This window comes from Paenibacillus sp. GXUN7292, assembly GCF_050864975.1.
Lineage (GTDB): Bacteria > Bacillota > Bacilli > Paenibacillales > Paenibacillaceae > Pristimantibacillus.
Genome location: NZ_JBOZWO010000049.1, coordinates 1 through 19,729 on the forward strand (window position 1 = coordinate 1; position 19,729 = coordinate 19,729).

The 19,729-nt window shown below is 44.9% G+C and carries 16 protein-coding genes; 13 read left to right on the forward strand and 3 right to left on the reverse strand.

All coding sequences use genetic code 11. From position 1 onward, the window contains the following. Positions 1–829: 829 nt before the first annotated feature. Together ACRRU2_RS25465 and ACRRU2_RS25470 are read left to right on the forward strand one after the other, a co-directional pair. The gene (locus ACRRU2_RS25465; protein ID WP_432505982.1) at positions 830–2,716 is read left to right on the forward strand and encodes a tetratricopeptide repeat protein; all 1,887 of its coding nucleotides are present in this window, start codon (positions 830–832) and stop codon (positions 2,714–2,716) included. 17 nt (positions 2,717–2,733) lie between these two features. Continuing rightward, positions 2,734–3,708: a hypothetical protein gene (locus tag ACRRU2_RS25470; RefSeq protein ID WP_432505984.1), complete on the forward strand. Its 975-nt coding sequence runs from the start codon at positions 2,734–2,736 to the stop codon at positions 3,706–3,708. 118 nt (positions 3,709–3,826) lie between these two features. On the opposite strand, the gene ACRRU2_RS25475 is transcribed toward ACRRU2_RS25470, so the two are convergent. Further along, a complete protein-coding gene (locus ACRRU2_RS25475; RefSeq protein ID WP_432505986.1) occupies positions 3,827–5,593 on the reverse strand; it encodes a glycoside hydrolase family 35 protein in 1,767 nt (588 codons plus the stop codon). A gap of 163 nt (positions 5,594–5,756) precedes the next feature. Here ACRRU2_RS25475 and ACRRU2_RS25480 point away from each other — a divergent pair, with 163 nt between their 5' ends. The 9 genes from ACRRU2_RS25480 (at position 5,757) to ACRRU2_RS25520 (ending at position 17,118) form a co-directional block, all read left to right on the forward strand. Then, positions 5,757–6,659 carry an AraC family transcriptional regulator gene (locus ACRRU2_RS25480; protein ID WP_331700392.1) on the forward strand — a complete coding sequence of 301 codons (903 nt, stop codon included), beginning with the start codon at positions 5,757–5,759 and terminating at the stop codon, positions 6,657–6,659. Between the two features lie 18 nt (positions 6,660–6,677). Then, positions 6,678–7,613: a M15 family metallopeptidase gene (locus tag ACRRU2_RS25485; RefSeq protein WP_432505988.1), complete on the forward strand. Its 936-nt coding sequence runs from the start codon at positions 6,678–6,680 to the stop codon at positions 7,611–7,613. 680 nt (positions 7,614–8,293) lie between these two features. Next, positions 8,294–8,818: an RNA polymerase sigma factor gene (locus ACRRU2_RS25490; RefSeq protein ID WP_432505990.1), complete on the forward strand. Its 525-nt coding sequence runs from the start codon at positions 8,294–8,296 to the stop codon at positions 8,816–8,818. Next, positions 8,802–9,587: a hypothetical protein gene (locus ACRRU2_RS25495; protein WP_331700728.1), complete on the forward strand. Its 786-nt coding sequence runs from the start codon at positions 8,802–8,804 to the stop codon at positions 9,585–9,587. Before ACRRU2_RS25490 ends, ACRRU2_RS25495 begins: the two co-directional genes overlap by 17 nt. Before the next feature lie 486 nt (positions 9,588–10,073). Beyond that, a complete protein-coding gene (locus ACRRU2_RS25500; protein ID WP_432505992.1) occupies positions 10,074–11,456 on the forward strand; it encodes a hypothetical protein in 1,383 nt (460 codons plus the stop codon). A gap of 27 nt (positions 11,457–11,483) precedes the next feature. Continuing rightward, positions 11,484–13,262 carry an LPXTG cell wall anchor domain-containing protein gene (locus ACRRU2_RS25505; RefSeq protein ID WP_432505994.1) on the forward strand — a complete coding sequence of 593 codons (1,779 nt, stop codon included), beginning with the start codon at positions 11,484–11,486 and terminating at the stop codon, positions 13,260–13,262. 6 nt (positions 13,263–13,268) lie between these two features. Beyond that, positions 13,269–13,637, forward strand: coding sequence for an aspartyl-phosphate phosphatase Spo0E family protein (locus ACRRU2_RS25510; protein WP_432505996.1), 369 nt, complete (start codon positions 13,269–13,271; stop codon positions 13,635–13,637). Between the two features lie 76 nt (positions 13,638–13,713). Beyond that, the gene (locus ACRRU2_RS25515) at positions 13,714–14,385 is read left to right on the forward strand and encodes a class D sortase (protein WP_432505998.1); all 672 of its coding nucleotides are present in this window, start codon (positions 13,714–13,716) and stop codon (positions 14,383–14,385) included. A 300-nt stretch (positions 14,386–14,685) separates the two neighbouring features. After that, positions 14,686–17,118 carry a hypothetical protein gene (locus ACRRU2_RS25520; protein WP_432506000.1) on the forward strand — a complete coding sequence of 811 codons (2,433 nt, stop codon included), beginning with the start codon at positions 14,686–14,688 and terminating at the stop codon, positions 17,116–17,118. Between the two features lie 65 nt (positions 17,119–17,183). Here the strand turns inward: ACRRU2_RS25520 and ACRRU2_RS25525 are convergent, their stop codons facing one another. Beyond that, the gene (locus tag ACRRU2_RS25525) at positions 17,184–17,852 is read right to left on the reverse strand and encodes a PspA/IM30 family protein (protein ID WP_432506002.1); all 669 of its coding nucleotides are present in this window, start codon (positions 17,850–17,852) and stop codon (positions 17,184–17,186) included. 29 nt (positions 17,853–17,881) lie between these two features. Continuing rightward, complete coding sequence (locus ACRRU2_RS25530; RefSeq protein ID WP_331700735.1) at positions 17,882–18,103, reverse strand: PspC domain-containing protein; 222 nt, start codon at positions 18,101–18,103, stop codon at positions 17,882–17,884. 230 nt (positions 18,104–18,333) lie between these two features. Here ACRRU2_RS25530 and ACRRU2_RS25535 point away from each other — a divergent pair, with 230 nt between their 5' ends. Then, entirely contained in the window at positions 18,334–18,597 is a 264-nt protein-coding gene (locus ACRRU2_RS25535; protein WP_331700736.1) for a transcriptional regulator SplA domain-containing protein, read from the forward strand. Beyond that, positions 18,594–19,622 (forward strand): spore photoproduct lyase, encoded by a 1,029-nt coding sequence (gene splB, locus ACRRU2_RS25540; RefSeq protein ID WP_331700737.1) that lies wholly within the window; start codon positions 18,594–18,596, stop codon positions 19,620–19,622. The genes ACRRU2_RS25535 and splB overlap by 4 nt, the downstream gene beginning before the upstream one ends. Positions 19,623–19,729 lie beyond the last annotated feature (107 nt).

Sequence of the window (19,729 nt, forward strand, 5' to 3'; positions counted from 1 at the left end):
GTGCCACCTCAAAACGGATCAATGTATATGAAATTTCATATACAAAATGCTGAAATGCCCCAAAAAGCACAATTGTATATGAAAATTCATACAGAACCGGACGGTGCCACCTCAAAACGGGTCAATGTATATGAAATTTCATATACAAAATGCTGAAATGCTCCATAAAACACAATTGTATATGAAAATTCATACAGAATCGGTCCGCGCTACCTCAAAACGGGTCAATGTATATGAAATTTCAAATACAAAATGCTGAAATGCCCCAAAAAACAAAATTGTATATGAAATTTCATACAGAACCGGACGGTGCGTCCTCAAAACAGAGGGGAAACCCGCACGCTTGAAAACTTAACGGTTACAGGAAGCAGCGTTATTGGACGAGAATCCGCTCATTCTAAAATTTAACGGTTGCAGTGAGACTGTCGATTCATTGTGGGCAACGATTGATAAGCAATGAGAAAGGGGAAACGGAGAGCAAGAATGGGAATGGAGAAGCGGTAGCTTCCGCCTTTGTAGGCTAATTTTTTCCTTTACAGGCATTGTTTATTCATAAAAATTAGACTATAACAGCGGTCGGAATCCCAATCTTGATCGCAGTGGCCCCTTTCTATTGCCTATTGCAACTATCCACAATTAATCGACACCCTCCTCACAATCGTAAAAATATCATCGGTAAACGTGCCTGTCCAAAAGACGGGAAAGCCGTTAACGAATAAATGTATTTTGAACGCGCTCTGACTTAGTAGCATGGAACTATTTATTTTCCTATCCATTTATCTAATTACCCATGATAAAATAACTATAAACCACATAGGGGGTTAGAGGATTGACGGGGAGAAACGATCTGTGCCCTTGCGGTTCAGGGAAAAAGTATAAGAAGTGCTGTCTGCTAAAATCAAATGACCTTCAAGATAAATCCATAATGATTAGCGATATTAGAAAAGAACTGATTCAACCCGTGCTTGGCCGAAGCATCCCCGATGCGGAGCTGCCTTTGACGCAATATGAATTAAAAAGTGGGCACCGCTCCCGCGTCTTGGGACGGCTGGACCAATTGACGCAGGAATTGCAGAGCAGCCAAGTTCGCGATGGTGCTGTGATATCGATATGCAATGAATTGTATGAGAAGCACGAGGACTTCAGTCGGACCAATACGGCATCCGTTTTAACCGCAAATGAAAACAGATTGCTGATTACAGTCGTGGAGGGAATTCTTACAGATTTTGCTTGCCTGTCCAAAGGGGCTACACCTGATTACGGCGCTATGCACGCTCTTGCCTATTTAACCTTTCAAGCTATGAAACAAGGGATATCCGATGCAACACAAATCACTAGAGCGATTGTACGGACAGATACGGGTGATACCGTTGTCGATTGGGAGCTGTTTGAAGGAAAAGAGTATGACATAGAAGACCGCATATGGATAGATATCGAGAGCAAGGACGAGCTGGAGAACCAATTCAAAATTATTCAAAATGACTGGTACGGTCTTTCTGTTCAATCCCAAAAAACTTTGGCTACGGCAATGACTTTAGAGCATACGATGGCGTCGCAGAAATCGGCGGGGCTATTGTCCTACCAAGGAATAGCAATGAGCTATCTGGGAGTAATAGAAGAGGAGCTGCGCTATATTATATTTGAAATAGAGAGCTGGCCTAATGAGAAACGGATGATGTGGCGAGATCTCTCTCATTACTGCCATACACATTCCATTCCGATTGTAAGCACATATATGCCTGATTTGGGAGCCATGCTGACAGAACTGCTGCCAATTAGAAATAAAGCGGCGCATGGCGGCTTTGTATCCAAGGAAGAGCTAGAGCAAATTAAAGGCCTGGTCCTTGAGCGAAATCTGCTTTCCTATTTGTCCTGGGCCAAAATTGGCGAAGAGCCGCAATTAAAAACGATTCGGAATGCGAGCGAGCTGGCGCATGCTCCGAAGACGAAGATTTTTCCTGAGCCTGAACAGCAGGAATGGAGCTTGAAGATCCCACAGTTATACGAAATGAATTATTGGTTTGAACGAGCAGCAGGCATGCCGCGGCTGCAGTTCAGCTTTTCTGTTAACGATAGCGGCATGCAAGCGAGAGACGTCTTTTCTTTCTATAAGAAAGCTGCGGAAAATGGCGGTGCAGATGCGGCTTTTGTATTGGCGCAAATGTATTTTCGTGGAAGAGGAACACCTCAGGATTATAATATGGCCAAACGCTGGTATGAAGCAGCTGCCAATAAAGGCAATCGAGATGCGCAGTTTATGCTTGGAACGATGCTATTGACAGGAGAGCTTGGCGCTTCTAAGCCGCAGGAGGCATTGAAGTGGTTACTGCAAGCCGGTGAGAGAGGCCATGTTGGTGCGATCTATCAATTGACAGCTCTATATACTGAAAATAAAGAAAGTGAACATGCATGGAAGTGGACCAAGGAGCTTGCCTTGCGCGGATACAAAGCCTTTCAATTTAATTTGGCATGCAAGCTGGAGGCAGGAGACGGCGTTCATAAAAATATGGAAGAGGCCATCTATTGGTATATAAAAGCAGCACGGCAGGGCTGGACAGATGCTCAGTTCAATCTCGGCGTTCTGTATGCCGAGGGAGTGGAGGTAGAGAAAAATATATTTGAAGCGATGAAATGGTTCCGAAACGCGGCAGAACGCGGCGATGAGGAGGCGAAGACAGAGCTGAAGCAGTTGATGAGCAAGCATGCTATTAACTAAAGTAAGGAGCGAGGCGCTTGGGATTAAAAGAATATTTTATTCAGGGAGCTGCATATCAACGATCGAGAGGCTTAATGGATAGGGAGTTTGCATGGTATCGATTCGATGAAACAAGCGATGGCACGGATGAATACGACGCGCTTGAACGTTTGCTGGGGCGATATTCTAAAAATAATTCTGCGAGCAAGGATGATCTGTACGTCGAAGTCAGGATCCGTCCTACCGGCCGCAAAGGAGGGGCGCCGTTTTTCGCTGAGCAGCGGGAGGAGCATCCTTATAACAAAGGGCTGCTGTCTCGTTTCTGGATTCGCTTTACTTTGTCCGAAACGGAAGAGGAGCTGAAGCACTATGGAGAGCAATTCAATCAGTTTATTCAAAATAGCAGTTTTAGAGAAGAGTCGCTGGAACGGATGCGTCAACAATATGCGAATCAATTGCAGCATATTCGTGCCAAGAATATAAAGCCGGAGCCTTATCAATTAATCGCACCAACAGGCTCGCCTGAGAAGATAGCGGAAAGCTGCAGCAAACAGGCTGCACGCTTTTTGCGTTCATTTGGTTTTCGAGTAGCTGAATATAAAAATGAGTACGAGGTTAAAGCCTTGGACTGCCATTCCTTATATTTTGGTCATGAGCAGACGCTGATGCTTTCTGCAGTAGATCTGGTGTTTTATTGGCAAGGAATCGCCGAGACAAGGGAATTTGACGTGGAGGATATCTTTTATGATATGGGCTATGTCGTCGATAATAAAGAAAATGAGTATGTAAAGCTATTGCGGGCAAATCATTTGGCGGCATATATTATATACGATGATGCGGGAATGCCAAGTATTTGTGTGCTGAAAAAAGAGCTGAAGCATGCTCGCGACCTGCTTAGCAAGCATCAAGTAAAACTTGTTGACGACTACACAGATATCGATGATTTCGACCGGAGAAGCGCTGGATTAGGTGATAATTACTACCACAATCTTGACAATATGTTTGAGAAATAGTTAAAGGCAGCAATCATTAATCACATGAATTCCAATTGTTATTGGCAAGCCTGGCACTTGAAATGAATAAGCCGAGTCATCCTTATTCCATATTGGAACGGAGACTCGGCTTTTCGCATTATTGAAGCTCGGGTTTATCGACCAGCTTGATGCTGGCATTATTTGTTTCGTGAAGCTCAAAAATAATAATTTCATTGCTTCCTTTGTTCAATAGCGGGGCAGGTATATATAACGTCTTCTGTGGACCGCGATTCCAGTAGCGTCCCAGATTAAAGCCATTAATATAGACAACGCCTTTCGTCCAGCCTTCCATATGGATAAAGGTATCGGCCGTCTCATCGATTTCAATGCTTCCTTTATAGAAGGTCGGCTGCTTCGTATTATGGTCGCCGCATACGTTAACTTGCTCCAAGCTTTGCTGAAATTGAACTTGTTCTACATTGTTGAGAGGCAAAGTATGAATTTCCCAGCCGAATAAAAATTGATTGCCCAGACGCACACCTTCTGTAATTCCTTTGCAATCTCTCAGGAGTGGTCCGTAGTTGGTCCGTCCCATATTTTCAACCAGAATGCTTAGCTTTGCTCCGCCTTCAGGGATCGCCAATTCAATCTGATTATCTTGATGATCGCGCTCAATGACCCCAATATATTCGTCATTCAAGTAAATAATTGCCCGGTCATGAACGTCCTGCAAATGGAGGACAGCTGCATTGCGCGGACCCGAAACATCCGTCTTATATAGGATAAAGCCATAATCTTGTCCAAGCTTCTCCATCGTTACAGGGAAAGCATGGCTGCTTGAAGTGCCGAGCTCATTAAGCTGGCTTAGCAGACTTGCGCTTTCACTTAGACTTACCTTGCCGTAAGCTTTTTTGGCGATAGGCTCTGGCAGTGACAGCGGCTCAAGCCCAAAATGCTTCTCAATTACACTGCGCACCGCATAAAACTTAGCTGTTGGCTCACCGTCTTCGCTAAGTGGAACGTCATAATCATAGCTTGTAATCGTTGGTGCATACTTAGGATTGTTCGCGCCGTTGTAAAAACCGAAGTTCGTTCCTCCATGGAACATGTAGAAATTGACGGATGCGCCCAGCTTGAACATTTCGTCAAGCTCAGCTGCTACTTCATCAGAGCTGCGGGTATGATGCTCCTCGCCCCAGTGGTCAAACCAGCCGTTCCAAAATTCCATGCACATATCCGGCTTGTTCTGTTGATACTGATTCAACGCTTCGAAAGCTTCAGCAGTGCGGGAACCGAAGTTGACCGTTTCCAATACACCGTCAATCATACCGCCCTGCAGCATGAAATCCTCTGGGCCATCCGATGTGAACAACAGGACATCGATGCCTCGTGCAATCATACTGTCTCTTATATACTCCAAATATTTGGTATCATTGCCATAGCTTCCATATTCATTCTCAATCTGCATAGCGATAATCGGCCCGCCGTTTGTACAAAGCAAAGGCTTTAGCTTCGGCAGCAAAACATCGTAGTAGGCATCCACTTTTTCTAGATATGGTTTGTGGAAGCAGCGCAACACCATATCGGAATCAGCAAGCAGCCAAGCAGGCAAACCGCCGAATTCCCACTCCGCACAAATATAAGGGCTTGGGCGGACGATAACGAGCAGTCCAAGCTCCTCGGCAATTTTAATAAACTGCTCCAGGTCTGCAATCCCCTCAAAATTAAATGTTCCTTCCTGAGGCTCGTGCAAATTCCAAGGCACATAGGTTTCTACTGTATTAAAGCCGCATGCTTTAAGCTTTAACAGTCTGTCGCGCCAATACTGCGGCACAACTCGAAAATAATGAATAGCGCCTGAAATAATCGTAATCGGTTTATCGTTAAGCAAAAATTGCTTTCCCTCATAGCTGAACTTGCTCATTTGGCTCACCCCATATACAGAAATGTAGTATGCACTCATCATAAGAAATTAATTGTTCTTGAACAATTGTCAAACTATGCGATTATTTGACCATTTGTTTCGTTCGAGTGTTATACTATTAAGCATTAACAATTGTGGTCGCAAAAGGTGAAAGGATGAGAATATGGATACGGAAATTATTTTGCCGAATATGACATACACGGTTCAAATAACAGGCTGCCAATTCGCAGTTAAACCTCCTGACTGGTTGTATCCTCGCCATCATCACCACTTGTTTGAGCTGTTGTATTGCTGGGACGGGGAGGTAACGCAGTCTTCTGAGGATCAGCAGGTGACGATGAGAGCAGGAGAATTGATTTTATTGAAGCCGGGTGTAAAACATCATACCTTTAACCACTCAAATGGTTATTACAGCTTTTTTAACGTACATTTCAATATAGATGATAAGGAGCTGCGCGAGCTTCTTACAAAAAATTCATTTGAGCTATTTAGCAACGAGCAGGTGAAGCAATCTAAGCTGCTGCTATATATTAAGGAAATAGAAAGCTTGCTCCAGCTGGAGCTGCTGCGCCCGGGCAGTGTGAATAGAACAGAGCAGCAGCTTGTTATGCATTTATCTGGCGTTGACAAACTGCTTTTTCAAAATCAGCTGCTGCTGATCATTAATGAGGTTGCCATGCTATTGCATCAACAGCATCCTGCTGAGGAAGAGCAGCACGGCAAGAAGATGACGTCCAGATTACAGGTTGATGTTGCGCATGAGATGGAAGCGATGCTTCAGGATCATTTATTTTCCAAAGGCGCAGTAGCTCATATCGCACGAAAGCAAAATTTAAGCAGGAGTCAGTGCTATAAAATTTTTATGCAAGTGTACGGCATGTCGCCGCGGCAATATTTAACGCAATTAAAATTAAACAAGGCGAAGCATCTTCTGCTGGAAAGTGAAATGTCTATTGAGGATATTGCACAGCAGTTAGGATTCTCATCATTAAGTCATTTTTCCAGGCAATTTAAACGCTGGACAGGCGTGCCGCCAATGCAATATAGACCGAAGCATAAGGATTGACGGGAGATGGAACTATAGATGGAAAGAGCAAGGTCACATAAAGTATTCTTACAGTTTATTGTCATAATTATACTAGCAGCGATGTCATTTGGGCTGCTTACAGCATGCACTTCTGCTGGGCAAGAAGGGCGAAATAACGAGAAAAAGAAGACAAATATAAATTCGCCATCAGGTTATACAGGAGATATTGCGAAGGAAGACGTTCAAGAAGTATCTATTCTTGCGGATGAAGAACAGCCTTCGGAAGAAGAAGTACTTTTGGAAGAAGAAAAGCCTTTGGGACAAGAAAAACTTTTGGAAGAAGAACAACAGCTGGAACCTGGTGTTATAGTAAAAAAAGATAATCTTCCTGAAGGCTTTGTTTACCTGGACGAATATATACCGAGCGCCAAATATGTAATGGGATATTATGGCGAGCAAAATTTTGTTGGAGTTTCTATTGACGGCTATAACGCTCCTTTTGCTATTGCTACCGAGACTGCGGCTGCTGCCTTGCAGGGTGTAAGCGCAGCTGCTGAGAAGCAAGGCTATATTCTTGTTATTTACGATGCTTACAGACCGCAAAAAGCGGTCGAGCATTTCGCGCGGTGGTCGGCCGATGAGTCGGATGTTGCGATGAAGGAGTTGTTTTATCCAAATGAAGATAAAGCAGTTTTTTTCCAAAAAGGTTATTTGGCCAGAAAATCGGGACATTCCAGAGGCAGCACCTTCGATCTTACTTTAGCCTATGCAGACACTGGCGAAGAGCTGGATATGGGCAGCTCTGTTGATATGCTGGATCGGATATCGCGATTCGATACAGGCGAAATTACGAAAGAACAGTCAGCTAACAGGCAGCTGCTGAAGCAGCTGATGGTCGAACACGGCTTTAAGCCGTATAGCAAGGAATGGTGGCATTACACCCTGCATAAGGAGCCGTTTCCGAATCAATATTTTGATTTCGATATTGAATGATGAGGAGCTTTGCAGGCGCATGGCTCTAATATTGATAGTAGGAGTCGGGCTACGTAGGTAATAAGCAAGAGTGTCAGAGAGATAAGAGTAGAACTAGAGCAGCGGCAGCGTCGCCCAAACTTGATCGTAATGTCAGCCCTATCGGTGGCTTGCTTTTCTGCCTCTCTATCCGCAATGAAGTGGTCAGTCGTTCCGCTATTACGTCCAAAAACGCAGTTTTGAGGCAGCAAAGTGACAGACGTTCCGTTATTGAGCCATAATTCGCAGAAAAAGCCTCATTTAGAGCCGGATAGCGGAACGTGTGTCCGCGAAAATTGGAAAATGGCGGTTTTAAGGCAAATAACGGAACGTGTGACCATTTAGATTCTTTTGGGCAAACGTAGGTAAGCTAGGAAGGGTCAAAATGAAAATTCACAGATAGAATAAATAACGTCCATACTTATAGGAACAGGAAGCCCATAATCTACATGATTATGGGCTTTGTTTCATATAAAAGATGATATAAGTTTTTCTCTTATACTTGTTATTATTTTTCATCGGTAAACGTGCCGTCCATAGGACGGCGATAGACGTTTATCCTTAGTATTTTGACGGGGAAGCCGTTTCTTTTTATCTGCAGCAAACTTTATTGAGTTATGAAGGGTAATACTTATAGAACAGCATGAAAGAGGTGAGTGGGGTTGGAGCAGGAAACTCTCAGTCGAATACTACAAGGTGATCGGGAAGCATTCCGAAGTCTTTATGACGAATACTTCGACTACGCGCTTCGTACGGCGAAGCTGGTGACGAAGAATGGGGAGTGGGCAAAGGACGCCGTGCAGGAAACTTTCCTGCGTGTCTACCGGAATATATGGCAATATGACAGCGGGAAGCCGTTTAAGCCCTGGTTCTACTGTATTCTTCTAAGAGAGTGCTATCGGGTGATGGAACGAGAGAAGAAGGTTATGCCATTCGGGGAACAGCTTGAGCGTATCGCAGTGGAGCAGAAGCTGCCGGATGTGAGGCTGGATATTTACGACGCTTTGCAGTCGCTGCACGATATGTACAGAATCCCGCTGATTTTAAAATATTTGCACGACTATAGTGAGAGGGAAATCGCAGACATTTTGGAGCTGAATGTCAATACGTTGAAATCCAGATTGTTTAAGGGCCGCGAAAAGATAAGAGAATGCCTGGGGGGAAATTCATATGGATCGAAAGCTTAAAGAACAATTAATCGAAAAAACTAATGCAGACGACGGGGTGAAGGAAGACATTTGGGCACGCCTAGAATCGCAATTGGATAGTCAGGCATCGCAAGAGTATTATGCCAATCGGGCCACAGAGGCGGCTGCAGCAACTACGAATAGCAAAGGAAGAAGTAAAACTATGAAAATGATTAAAGTAACGACGGGTATTGCCGCTGCTGCTGTAGCCATAACCGCATTTCTATCTTTACCAGCAGGTACGGCGCTGATGAAAAGTATGCAATCCTGGTTTGAACCGGAGAAAAAAATTGAAATCTCAGTAGAAGGCGAGAAGGAAGAAACCAATGGCCAGGTTCACGTCGATAAGGAAAGCCGTTACGCGATTTACTATGACAAGGATCGTTATAAACTCGTTCAAGAGAATGGCAAAGATACAATTACAACTATCGATCCGCTGCCAGATCCATATCCGCAAGTATCGCTAACGATTGAGCAGGAAGTAGATAAGCTGCCTGAAGATCTGGCAAAAGAAATTGCTGCGAAGCTCGCCGATCAGTTCCTGGAGGTGCGCGACGTTGAGCCGGTAACGGAGCCGGTGAATGGATATCTGATCCATGCGATTAACGGTCATGACCGTCTCAGTGAGGTCGTATCCGTCTATGTGACGAGCAACGAGCAGCAAGGCAGTTTTATTTTGACGTCGAGCTACTTCCTGGAAGCGGCCGAAGGCCATGGCTCCCGGTTTAGACAAACGCTGGAGCAGTTCGAGATACTGAAAAATGACTAAAATTGAATGAGGTATCCCTTCATAGTGGATAACTATTAATTAGCAATAAGAAAGGGGAGCGGTGAGCAAGATTGGGAATGGAGAAGCGGCAGCATCCCCCTTTGTAGGCTGATTTTATCCTTTACAGTGGATAGCTGATGAAAAAATTGGACTACAACAGCGGTCGGAATCCCAAACTTGATCGTAGTAGCCTCCCTTTTCATTGCTTCTTGCCCTATTCACAACAAATCGACAGCTTCGATATTTTTATAATTCTTCTGCAAACAGGACCTGTCTAAAGAACGGTTAAGTCATTTATTTTTGTGACCTGGGCATTAATTTAGGCATTTTTCGACATTTTTTTCACTATTTCGCCTCTGAATAAACCATTTTGCACATGTCTATGTTTTCTCCAGTTGTGTCTTTCTTCCGATGACAGTAATTCGTCATTTTTCTATAATATTCGATATATCCCAAGGTTGTTGAAAACTGGAAGGGGGTGAATGAATGAACACATGGATAAAGTGTTTGTGTGCCTTCTTGCTTGCTGCTAGTGTGTCCTGCGTTTTCCAGGAATCAATTGATGCGCGTGGCCTATTGGGTTTATTATCAGGAAACAAAGAAAGCGCGGAAGAAGAGGCATCTGGAAGTTCTGGCTTGTTTCAAATTGTCGACGGGTTAACGGATGTGGTAGATAAAACTGTTTCGGAAACCGCCAATGTTGTCAATTCTGCAACGTCGGAGGGAAAACTGTTGTCTCCGCTTGGATTAGGCGGGACTACGGAGCATCTGACTGAAGTCGTCAAGTCGACGGTGAACACGGTGACAGAGACGACCTCTACCGTCACAAGGGAAGTCGAAAATGTAACTAATGAAGTCAGTACTGTTTTAACTGCTGAAAGAGATTTATTGTCGGGACAAGGTGTCACACAGCTTGTACAGGACGTTGCTGGCACGGTGGATTCGACTGTAAGCGCTGTTGTGAAGACAGTCGAGACAGCTGCAAGCGGTACTGAAGGTATTGTTAAAAATGTCGAAGCTACCGTTGTTTCTACTAAACCGTTATTGCCTATTCCTGAGCTTGTCGATGGTGTAGGGCAAATTGTAGGGGGTGTAGGCGAAACGGTCGGCCATACAGGCGATCTTGTAACCAGTGTCGGTGATTTGGTAAGTGGACTGATTGGAGCCGGACAGAATGAAAACAAACCTGTTGACTCTGAGGTTGACTCTGAAGTTGATTCTGAAAAAGAGAAGCCGGATACATCTCCTTCTGACGAGAATGGGAAAAGTTCGAATGAGAATACGGAAGGTTACTATCCTCGTGAAGAGACCAGCCATTCTGAAAAAACTGGCTTTACAGAGAAACCAGAAGAGGTTAGAACCTCCGGGAACATTGGAAATTCAGTAAAGTTGTCTCTTTCGCCTGATGATAGTGAACAAACTCATTATGCGGAACAATCTGTAGCTCAGCGAGAAGATTCAACAACTGAAGCAGTTGACCATGACGGTGATGCTTGGCTATTCGATCAATTGGATACTGCTGCAGACAAAGGGTTCAGGCAGGCAGCTGATGACGAAGATATTCAATTCAAGCCAGACCAATCGAATCAGTTGCCATCGCAACATCCGCTTCAAAAAGAAGAAAAGAGAGCCGATCCTTTTACGCTAGCTATTATTTTTGCCAAGCCAGCGCCTAAAAATGGAACGGGTTCTGGCAGTGGAAACTCGTCATCAGCAGGCGGAGTGGATATGATTCTTGGTGAAAGCGTTTCCGAGAAAGAGGCTGGAAGAAGAAGCATAGCAAAAGATACGAGACAACTCATTACCAAGTGGGCCAATGAACCGCCAACAGAGCCGCCTCAGCATTTCCTTTTCTCTATATTTGCATAAAAAATGAGAAAAGGAAGTGTAACGAATATGAAAAAAAGTATTTCTTTCGGCATTGTTCTAATGGGGTTGATGATTGGTTTTTTAATGACACTAGGAAATAGCAAGGCACATGCGGCATTGCTTCCATTAAATCTTGACGAGGTTATTGAGGAGCAAGCTGGCGGCTTGTTGAACATCGGTTCCTTGCTTGAGCATACCAATGACGCTAAACTGCTCGATTTGAAGGTAGACGTTAATCTGGATGCACTTCTGCCAACAGTGGAGTCAGGTACTGACTTTCTGCTGGGCGTTGATCTGAATGTATTGTCATCAGAAAAGAAAGCGGACAAAGACAGGAGCTCCTTGCTGGATGTAAATCTGGGCGTGCTGTCCCCGACAGATAATGGCAGTACAGAAAAGGGAACCTTATTGGATGTGGACCTGGATGTGTTGTCACACAAAGGAAGAGAAAGCCAAGGTACGGAAGCTTTACTGGATGTAAACCTGGACATCCTGTCTCCATCAGATAAAGGCAGCGCAAGCACTGGCTCCCTGTTGGACGTAGATTTGGACGTGTTGTCCCCAGATAAGAAGGGGACTCAAGACAAGGGCTCCTTGCTGGATGTGAACCTGGATATCTTGTCTCCATCAGATAAAGGCAGCGCAGGCACTGGCTCCCTATTGGATGTCGATTTGGATGTGTTGTCCCCAGATAAGAAGGGGACTCAAGACAAGGGCTCCTTGGTAGATGTAAACCTGGATATCTTGTCCCCATCAGATAAAGGCAGCGCAGGCACTGGCTCCCTATTGGATGTCAATGTGGACGTGTTGTCCCCAGATAAGAAGGAGACCCAAGACAAAGGCTCCTTGGTAGATGTAAACCTGGATATCTTGTCTCCGTCAGATAAAGGCAGCGCAGGCACTGGCTCCCTATTGGATGTGGATGTGGACGTGTTGTCCCCAGGAAAAGGCAGTCAGGGGAGCGGTTCTTTAGTGGACCTGGATGTGAATGCTGGTCTGGATGGCTTGCTGCCAAATGTCGAAAGCTTGCTTCCGGGTTTGGGCAGTACGGTAGAAACGGTTTTGGATTCGGTTGACGCGGTTCTGCCGATTTCAACCTCAAATCTGTTGGATACTGTAGACCATATTATCGGCGGTGTTGCGGTCTCAGCTTGTCTTGATCCGATTTTGACGCTTCAATTGCAAACGGATAGCAACTGCTCATATAACGGCGCAATTATTCCAGAAGAGGGCAATGGTAACGCTGGCGGAGGCGGAAACACTGGCGGAGACGGAAACACTGGCGGAGACGGAAACACTGGCGGAGGCGGAAACCCTGACGGAGACGGAAACACTGACGGAGACGGAAACTCTGGCGGAGGTGGAAACCCTGGCGGAGACGGAAACACTGGCGGAGGTGGAAACCCTGACGGAGCCGGAAACTCTGGTGGAGGCGGAAAACCCGGCGGAAGCAGTAACTCTGGCAGTACAGGCAGTGCGGATGATAACAATATCATCGGGGGAGATGACAGCACAAATAACTCCGGCAAAGATGATGAGCATGCCAGCAGCGGCGCCACAGGCAATGATGGAGGCGCAAGCGGCCGCGATGGCGGAACGGGCGGCAAAACAACTGGCATTAACGATTCAGGTCAATCGACCAAAAATGCAAAGCCGGAAAAAAGCTCCTGGCAAGCTAGCTACTCTGACAAGCAAGGACTAGCTGTTCTGCCTAAAACCGGCGGTTTGCTGGATAGCAGCGTGCTTCTCATTGGAGCAATGCTGCTTATGGCTGCCGGGTTGTTAGTCAGAAGAAGAAGAGCATGATGCCATATGACAAAAATCGAGACATTGCGCAGCGAGTTGGCGGAGCTGATTCAACAGCGGGGCTTGCAGGATTCCCTAGTTATAAAAAAATCACAGCAATTGGACAATCTTATCGTGCTTTATATGAAAGAAATACCGCAAAGAAAGGCAGCGTCTGCACCGCTGAAGCGTTTGAAAAGGATCAAAATGAATTATATCAGCCGCATTGAAAATTCTTTGAAGAAGGAGCTGGAACATAATTTCGAGCGAGCCGAACAGCTGAGCAAGGACGTCGAGGAGCTCGCCAAGCACTATCATTTGTTTGATCCTGTTGTAATGGAGAAATCCCGTGAACTGGACCAATTGATCATGAGCAGCATTAAATTAAAAAAATAAAGCCTAACAGCAGCAAATGATCGATCCTTTTGGAGCAGACTGTGGAAGGACACTGTCCTTCCCTTTCTATTGGAGGATGATGATGAAAGTTTTGGGCAATTTGATGATCATTTTCGGTGTAGGAGTTATCATTTATCTTATGGCCGGACAGTATATACAGGAAGCGAAAACCGCGAGGCTTGTAGAGGAATTCGTACAGCTGCCCTTTGAAGAGCTGAATGAGGCTTTGCCAGATGCCATTGAGATTGCAGAATTGGCAGAGGCTTCCCCAGTTTATGTGATTGGCGACGTGCTGGCTATTTTGGAAATCCCTAAAATCGATTTAGCAGTCCCTATCGTGCACGGTGCAGGCTCCGAGCAGTTGTCCGCTGCAGTCGGCCATCTTGCTGAAAGCGGAGATTTAGGTGAGACAGGCGCTAATTTTGCAATTGCAGGGCACCGGTCGGCGACATTTGGTCAATTTTTTAACCGCTTGGATGAATTGGAGCCAGGTGACGGTTTTATCGTCAGAACGCCTACAGAAACGTATTCGTACGCTATTGTCAACAAAACAGTTGTCATGCCAACGGATGTACAGGTCATCGATCCTGTTGAAAGCAAATCGCTTGTAACATTAATTACATGTCATCCTTTCCGTTCCAATAAGAAAAGACTTATCGTTGGAGCAGAATTGGTTGAGCATAAGCCCGGGGACGCCGCTGCGTCCGCCGGGCTTTCCCAATTAAATATAGGAAAGCATAAGTTTTAACCTTCTGGTTGTATCTATATTTCATCGGTAAATGTGCCTGTCCAAAGGATGGCAGAGCCGTTTATCCTTGACGCGTGAATGCCGCTCAATAAAGAATTCGTCTAGTTTTGTTTGCAAAGCTGACTATAATGCATATATGCTAGATACATAGAAGAATAACGATGATAAGCTTTCAAAAAAAGCAGCGATAAGTCTGGTAGTGACACGCTGTACAAGTCTATTACATGAAACAATTCCCAGCTGCATATCGTTTATAAGTTATAGTTGAATTCAATGTTAATAACCGTTTAAGGGAGGATTATGATGGGAGTTAAGCGAAAGTGGATGCTGCTCAGCGCGATTATCATCATCGGCTTGCTTGGAGCTGGAGTCTGGTATTATATGCACTTGCAAAGAGCTGCCGCTCCTGAAGAGGAAACTCCCTTACAGACAATAGAGATTTGGGAGCAAGTAAATCAGCGGTTTGCTACCGGAACGACGGAGCAATTGGTGTTATGGAGAAAGGATAGCCAGGAGTTATATGTCCAGCATAATCAGCTCTATTACTCGCCTGGGAAGGAAGAAGCCCCTGTGCTGCTGCAGCAGTGGGCGAGCTCGCTGCCTGCCCAAGCCTTCGTCAATGGCAATTACTTGCTGATCGGCGCTCAAACGCGTACCGCAAGCGCAAGCCAGACGGAGCCGGCTGGTCTATGGCTTGCCATTGAGCTGGCAGAGAAGCCAAAAGTAGTGGAAAAGGGAGAGCAATTTTTCGGACCGAATGAAATCGTAGCGTCTGCTTTCACGCAGTCTGCCAATTTGTTTAGCTTCACTATGAAATTACAAAACAGTTTAACACAGCGTATATATGATCCAGCTAACAATCGTTGGCATCAAGTGTCTGACAAGCCGATTCCAGGTGAAGAGTTAGCCTTATTTGAAAAAGATAATGCGGTCCATTATTTACAGCAGCAAGAAAGCTACGAGCTTTCCGAGGATGAGACGATGGATGTTTTTGACGACAGTGGAAGCAGCCTTGTCTATTTCAGCAATCCCAGCAAGGAGATGCTGAGATTTGACGGTTATGAGCTTTTAGTTGCGAGGCCTATCCATAAGCCGGATCAGACGTTGATGATTTTAGGGCATCTTCGCGATTCCGCCGGCAATGAAGCAGCTGTTTTTTTCGAGCGGGCAGATTTAGTGCTTCCTATTGACGAGCGGTTATGGCAAGGCAAATGGCTTGCGGTCGATCCATACAATTTTGTGCAAATTACGAGTGAAGCTATCGATGTACTGCAATATGAGGAAGGTTTTGCTTCAATAGACAATGAGCCAGTCTATAAGCAATTTCAGCTTGGTGCAGCTAAGCTGATAAGCGAAAACGGCTTGCTGGCCGAATTTGAAGTTGAAGGAAAAAAGCAGCTGCTGCATTTTTATGATCTTGTTCATACAGAAGCAGATACGCTGGATTCTATTTGGGCCGAATGGATGCAGGACCCGGATGTGCAGGCAGTAGACAATTCCGAATTGGACCCCGTATGGGAAAACCATATAATTGTAGAATGGAGCGGGGAGGAGCGAAATGCGAATGCCGAAGTGCCGCCTGCGCTGCAGCGTGCCGTTGATGAGCTGTATTCGGATTCGGATTATGTTTTTGCCAAAACATATAGATACTTGCAATCAACCTGGTATGTGCTTGTAGAGAAGGATTTTTATCAATATCAAAATAATAAGCTGACCAAGCTGGGTGAGTGGCCTGTTACCATTGAAGTAGCTATTGGCGAAGGGGCGAGCGGCTTTGGTGCAATGGATTTTGTTAAGCTGGAGCAGGGCTGGCTTGTAGCGGATACGAAGGCCAATCGTGTCATCAAGCTTGACCGCGATATGAAAATAGCAGCAGAGCTATCTGTGCCGGTGCCTTCCAAGCTGATTGTTAAGCAAGGCAGCGTTCATATTGAATCGCTTCTTAATGAAATAGTAACTGATTTGGACCTGCTGATGATGGAGACAAACATGCAGGAATTTAAAGCAGTGACGGCTGTTGTCGAACAGGATTATTTAAAGCCAAGGCAGTGGTATAAGGATGAAGCCAGCGGACTGGTCTGGTACAGCTTTATGGGCCGCCTTTTTCAATATGACGAGCAGAATGAACAATTTAAGTCAGCCTTCTTGGGAATTAGCCGAAATGCGCATGCAAAAGCGCAAATTTTCCCTTACAAAGATACAATTGCGGTTATGCTGGATCATCGATTAGAGCTGTTTGACCGCGAAGGAAACTGGCTGGGCGATATTCAATTTCCGAGATCCGAGCCGGACGGCATTTATGATCGGACGCCTGAAGCAGAAAACAAAGCGATCATAGATGAGGCTGCAGGAAAAATATTTTTGGTGCAAGGCTATCGGATACTATCAATCGACTTGGAATTGAAACAGGCAACTAGCTTATTCAGGCAAAATTATGCCGAAATAGCAGATATGCAAATGCATGACGGAAAACTGTATTTGCTGCTTCATAATCATATTGAAGATCGTTATCATTATTCTAATCCGGTTGGTGATGAGTCGCAGCAAAGCTATTATTCTGAGCTTGTTCAAATCGATCCAGCTGATAAGCACATTGAGCGAGCTGTCGCAGAGGGCTTTTATCGTCGCATAGTATGGCTGCAGCAAGAGATTGATGAGGTTGAGGAAGGAAATGAAGAACCGGCCCAAAGTTTTGAAAAAATAGTTTTTTTGAAGGCTGAGGAAGCTCGTTAGCAGGAATTTTAACGAAAACAGTCAGGGCATTTGTCCCTGACTGTTTCGTTTTTATATGAAGACATTTAGCCTTGTCCGTTTTGTTTTTGCATCAAGCGCTGAAGCTCTTCTTCTACTCGAGTATTACGCAGCTCCTGCTGATAGCTAGCCTCATGTTGGTTTGTGTATGCGGAATAAGGCTTCGCAATTGTTTGATGTGCTTCCCATTCCATAATTTTTTGTTCGATGCGGTCAAAGCCCTGAGATGCCGTACCGCCGTATAAGGAATGAGCTGCTGAATCATGCTGTTGTTTTTCTGTATGATTTATCCGAGTCATAAGTTCGCTTCGTCTTGACTGCAGGCGGGTGCGCTCTTCTTTCATTTGCTCCAAATTTTGCTCCAGCTCAGTAACGGATTTTGCTGCCATTTCCTGCAATCTTGCAGTTTCCTCTGCCTGCTCTGCATAAAGAAGCTTGGCTTCCAGTGCTATGCGCGCATCTGTTTCGCGCCCTTCAGCAATAGCCTTTCCAGCCTTTTCTTCATAGAAGCTTGCTTGCTCATGTTGGTCCTGATATTTGCCTTGCAGCATGCGCTCCTGAACCTTTTGTGTCGAAATCGCATTTTCCAGGCCGGAAATTTGCTCATCCAAGTCTCTTAAATACTGATTCAGCATCATGCCTGGCTTTTCGATTTTGTCCAACACTTCATTTGCAGCGGCTTTTGTCATATCAACTACACGTTTTAGAATACCCATATTTCAATCTCTCCTTTTAAAATTATAATTTAGTAATGATATTGGTTGTGGTAAGAAAAATGATTGATTGGCGCTTTAGGGACTAGAATGGATGCGATAATGTAAATCAGCAGAACTGATCCAAAGCTGCAAACCGCCAATACCGCGAAAACAAGTCTAATGATGGTTGGATCAATTTGCAGCAGCTCGCCAATTCCTCCGCATAAGCCAGATAGTAGTTTATTTGTATGGGACCGGTATAATTTTTTCATATTGCATTATCCTTTCGCTTCGTATTCGATGTCTTAATTGTAAGCTGTAAGCTTAGTCTAAGTAACAGTCCGGAGACTGTTTGTTATACTGGCCTTTGGTAGGGGAGAGACTGGACGGATGGCTAGGCATAATGGCAATAGCGAAATGGTTTTGCTGTGAAAGACATAGTTTGACAGCTAATAGGGAATATTTAACCATTATCTATTCACTTTAAGGAGGCTGTTGAAATATGTCATTGGAGCATGCTGCGCAATCTTATCAGCCAGGCGATATTGTATACGTGCTGTATCGCAATCCGCATGTTCAAAATGTTGCGAACGTGCAGGCTGCCGCTGTCGTCAGCAATCCTGGCAACCCAGGTGAGCTGGCTGTATTTTTGTATGATCAGTATTATCCGCTTACGGAAGAAATGGCTGTATTTTCTTCAGAACAGGAGGCTGAGCAAGCGTATCAAGAGAGCTTCGGCTTAAGCTGGGAAGGCGGCTTTGAATGAACGCTCCTTTTATGCCGCGGCTCGTTTATTTTGAGCCTGATGCATTAGAGTATCCGCTTGGAAAAGAGCTGCTGGACAAGTTTACGAAGCTTGGCTTAGAAATCAGATATACGACCTCGCATAATCAGATTCGCAATTTGCCAGGGGAGTCTTATTTGCAGCGCTATCGGATTGCTAAATCAACACTTGTAGTAGGCATCCGCAAAACTTTGAAATTTGATACTTCAAAGCCTTCGGCTGAATATGCCATTCCTTTCGCAACAGGCTGTATGGGGCATTGCCATTATTGCTACCTGCAAACGACAATGGGCAGCAAGCCGTATATTCGTACCTATGTGAATGTGGATGAAATTTTGGAGGCGGCAGATGCGTATATTGCAGAACGGGCGCCTGAGCTGACGCGCTTTGAGGCTTCTTGTACCTCTGATATTGTAGGAATTGATCATTTGACCCATACATTGAAGCGTGCTATAGAGCATTTTGGACAGTCGGAGTATGGAAAGCTGAGGTTTGTTACAAAGTTTCATCATGTCGATCATTTGCTTGATGCCAAGCATAATGGAAAGACGCGGTTTCGGTTCAGTGTCAATGCCGATTATGTCATTAAAAATTTCGAGCCTGGCACATCCTCGCTTGAGCAGCGTATTCAAGCGGCTGGCAAGGTTGCCAAAGCTGGTTATCCGCTAGGCTTTATAGTTGCTCCCATTTATTTGCACGAAGGCTGGGAAGCCGGTTATGAGCACATGTTCGAGCGACTGGATAATGAATTGGATAAGGATGCGCGCGAAGACATTACCTTTGAATTTATTCAGCATCGTTTTACTAAACCGGCCAAACGGATTATCGAGCAAAATTATCCGATGACGAAGCTGGAGCTGGATGAGGCCAAGCGGCGTTATAAATGGGGGAAGTACGGCATAGGCAAATATATTTATCAGAAGGAAGAAGAGGAACAGATTAAAGAACATCTTATGGCTAGCATGAATCGTTATTTTCCGCATGCTCGATTTGAATATTTTACGTAGGGGCAAGGGGAAGGCTTCCTTCCCCAGACTTCCAATGCACAGAAAAGTATATGCTTTCAGTTTAACTTTCGCAGGATCGTGATTTTGTAGGATGCAAATGAATCAGT

Excerpts from the sequence above, each read along its gene's own strand:
- ACRRU2_RS25530 (WP_331700735.1), bottom strand. The coding sequence starts at position 18,103 with ATGAAAAAATTATACCGGTCCCATACAAATAAACTACTATCTGGCTTA.
- ACRRU2_RS25495 (WP_331700728.1), top strand. The coding sequence starts at position 8,802 with ATGGATCGAAAGCTTAAAGAACAATTAATCGAAAAAACTAATGCAGAC.
- ACRRU2_RS25525 (WP_432506002.1), bottom strand. The coding sequence starts at position 17,852 with ATGGGTATTCTAAAACGTGTAGTTGATATGACAAAAGCCGCTGCAAAT.
- ACRRU2_RS25475 (WP_432505986.1), bottom strand. The coding sequence starts at position 5,593 with ATGAGCAAGTTCAGCTATGAGGGAAAGCAATTTTTGCTTAACGATAAA.
- ACRRU2_RS25535 (WP_331700736.1), top strand. The coding sequence starts at position 18,334 with ATGTCATTGGAGCATGCTGCGCAATCTTATCAGCCAGGCGATATTGTA.
- ACRRU2_RS25510 (WP_432505996.1), top strand. The coding sequence starts at position 13,269 with ATGACAAAAATCGAGACATTGCGCAGCGAGTTGGCGGAGCTGATTCAA.
- splB (WP_331700737.1), top strand. The coding sequence starts at position 18,594 with ATGAACGCTCCTTTTATGCCGCGGCTCGTTTATTTTGAGCCTGATGCA.
- ACRRU2_RS25500 (WP_432505992.1), top strand. The coding sequence starts at position 10,074 with ATGAACACATGGATAAAGTGTTTGTGTGCCTTCTTGCTTGCTGCTAGT.
- ACRRU2_RS25515 (WP_432505998.1), top strand. The coding sequence starts at position 13,714 with ATGATGATGAAAGTTTTGGGCAATTTGATGATCATTTTCGGTGTAGGA.
- ACRRU2_RS25480 (WP_331700392.1), top strand. The coding sequence starts at position 5,757 with ATGGATACGGAAATTATTTTGCCGAATATGACATACACGGTTCAAATA.
- ACRRU2_RS25485 (WP_432505988.1), top strand. The coding sequence starts at position 6,678 with ATGGAAAGAGCAAGGTCACATAAAGTATTCTTACAGTTTATTGTCATA.
- ACRRU2_RS25520 (WP_432506000.1), top strand. The coding sequence starts at position 14,686 with ATGATGGGAGTTAAGCGAAAGTGGATGCTGCTCAGCGCGATTATCATC.
- ACRRU2_RS25505 (WP_432505994.1), top strand. The coding sequence starts at position 11,484 with ATGAAAAAAAGTATTTCTTTCGGCATTGTTCTAATGGGGTTGATGATT.